The sequence below is a fragment of the Microbulbifer sp. A4B17 genome (assembly GCF_003076275.1).
Classification (GTDB): Bacteria; Pseudomonadota; Gammaproteobacteria; order Pseudomonadales; family Cellvibrionaceae; genus Microbulbifer.
Genome location: NZ_CP029064.1, coordinates 4,800,001 through 4,802,500, shown reverse-complemented (window position 1 = coordinate 4,802,500; position 2,500 = coordinate 4,800,001). Strand labels below are relative to the sequence as shown.

The following is a 2,500-nucleotide window of genomic DNA, read 5'->3' as shown; positions in this document are numbered from 1 at the left end:
AACTAGGCAAAATGGTACCGTAACTTCGGGAGAAGGTACGCCGGTTTTGGTGATGGGACTTGCTCCCTAAGCTGAGGCCGGTCGAAGTGACCAGGTGGCTGCGACTGTTTATTAAAAACATAGCACTCTGCAAACTCGTAAGAGGACGTATAGGGTGTGACGCCTGCCCGGTGCCGGAAGGTTAATTGATGGGGTTAGCTTCGGCGAAGCTCTTGATCGAAGCCCCGGTAAACGGCGGCCGTAACTATAACGGTCCTAAGGTAGCGAAATTCCTTGTCGGGTAAGTTCCGACCTGCACGAATGGCGTAACGATGGCCACGCTGTCTCCACCAGAGACTCAGTGAAATTGAAATCGCTGTTAAGATGCAGTGTACCCGCGGCTAGACGGAAAGACCCCGTGAACCTTTACTACAGCTTTGCACTGAACTTTGAGCCTATTTGTGTAGGATAGGTGGGAGGCTTTGAAGCAGCGACGCTAGTTGTTGTGGAGCCGTCCTTGAAATACCACCCTGGTATGTTTGAGGTTCTAACTCTGGTCCGTTATCCGGATCGAGGACAGTGTATGGTGGGTAGTTTGACTGGGGCGGTCTCCTCCCAAAGAGTAACGGAGGAGTACGAAGGTGCACTCAGCATGGTCGGAAATCATGCAATGAGCATAATGGTATAAGTGCGCTTGACTGCGAGACAGACATGTCGAGCAGGTACGAAAGTAGGTCATAGTGATCCGGTGGTTCTGTATGGAAGGGCCATCGCTCAACGGATAAAAGGTACTCCGGGGATAACAGGCTGATACCGCCCAAGAGTTCACATCGACGGCGGTGTTTGGCACCTCGATGTCGGCTCATCACATCCTGGGGCTGAAGCCGGTCCCAAGGGTATGGCTGTTCGCCATTTAAAGTGGTACGCGAGCTGGGTTTAGAACGTCGTGAGACAGTTCGGTCCCTATCTGCCGTGGGCGTTGGAGATTTGAGAAGAGTTGCTCCTAGTACGAGAGGACCGGAGTGAACGAACCTCTGGTGTTCCGGTTGTCACGCCAGTGGCATTGCCGGGTAGCTATGTTCGGACGGGATAACCGCTGAAAGCATCTAAGCGGGAAGCCTCCTTCAAGATAAGATCTCCCTGAGGCCTTGAGCCTCCTGAAGGGCCGTGGAAGACTACCACGTTGATAGGCTGGGTGTGGAAGCGTTGTGAGGCGTTGAGCTAACCAGTACTAATTGCCCGTGCGGCTTGACCATACAACAGAGATGGTTACTAACGACTAGCGAAGCTAGCGGATTGTGAGTTAGAGACATACGATCGCTTGCGGTGTATTACTACAGATTGTTTTACCGACTTATTTGGGGTTATCGCCGGTCAACAACATGACCGAGGCAAACAGCGATAACGCGGCAGGCCAAGCACATTGCTTATAAGACCAACGCCAACCCAAGCCAGTTTGCCTGACGACAATAGAGTTGTGGAACCACCTGATCCCTTGCCGAACTCAGAAGTGAAACGCAACATCGCCGATGGTAGTGTGGGGCTTCCCCATGTGAGAGTAGGTCATCGTCAGGCTTCTAATCCGAAAAGGGCCACCCAACAGGGTGGCCCTTTTTTTTATGGCTGAAAAATATTTTAAAGAAGCAAAAAACAAAAAAACTAAGAAAGGGAAAGAAGAGAGACGCGCTGCGTGCAAAGTCATAGTGGTTCGAGCCTGTGGCTCTCACCCTCCGAGCGGCCTTCGGCAGGCTAAACCGTCACCAGCTGTCAGGTTTCTAATAAAGAAACCTACACCAGCTGCACTGCCGGGGTTTTCTTTTTAGGGTGCGGTAAATATTTTCACTATCTCGCGTGCCTGCGCTGCTATGTGAGCCGTTCACAAATCCGGAGTCATGCACCGCAGGCTGACGAGAACTGCCCGCCTACAGTGTGGGTCCAGTATTTCCGATAACTTGTAAAAATAGCTCTAAATAAATTAGTCAGTTTCCACTTCAAAAAATAAACCCCTAAAAGATCTTTACGTTTCTTACTCAAGTTTTTCAGAGCTTCTGCAAAAATTTGCCACTGGATACACACTTAAAACTACTTTCATGAACTTTAGGTTTGTATTTTTAATGGCTTCAAAACTACCAGAGTTAGTAAGCCACTAAATACTCCCAGAAAGTTATCCCCTAGAGCCTAGTATCCCTAAAAGTTATTCAATCTAGCTGCCAAATAGTGCGGAAAATACCGTGCTTTTAAAAAACTACGCGCATATTCCCCGATAGTGATGTTGGGATTTTATTCATAGTTATATTTTCCGTTTCCACCACCAGGGGATGCATTTGCAGTCTGATTTTTAACCAAAAACCATTTTGGAAATTTATTCATAAAATGCTTGCGGAGCCTCCCTGAAGTCCGTATAGTTCGCTTCCTCGCTGCTCAGGCAGCAGTGGGAAGGCAGCTCTAAGTCGTTGATTTTCTTAAGAAAACCTTTTGAAAAAAGAGCTTGCCAAGCACGGAGAGGTCGCTATAATGCGCG

At 48.8% G+C, this 2,500-nt stretch carries 2 rRNA genes (1 of these 2 cut by a window edge); both read left to right on the top strand.

The window, feature by feature from the left end:
* Positions 1-1,235: ribosomal RNA gene (locus tag BTJ40_RS21010) — 23S ribosomal RNA — on the top strand (it extends 1,647 nt beyond the left edge of the window).
* A gap of 203 nt (positions 1,236-1,438) precedes the next feature.
* Positions 1,439-1,554, top strand: a 5S ribosomal RNA gene (rrf, locus tag BTJ40_RS21005).
* Positions 1,555-2,500: the final 946 nt, after the last annotated feature.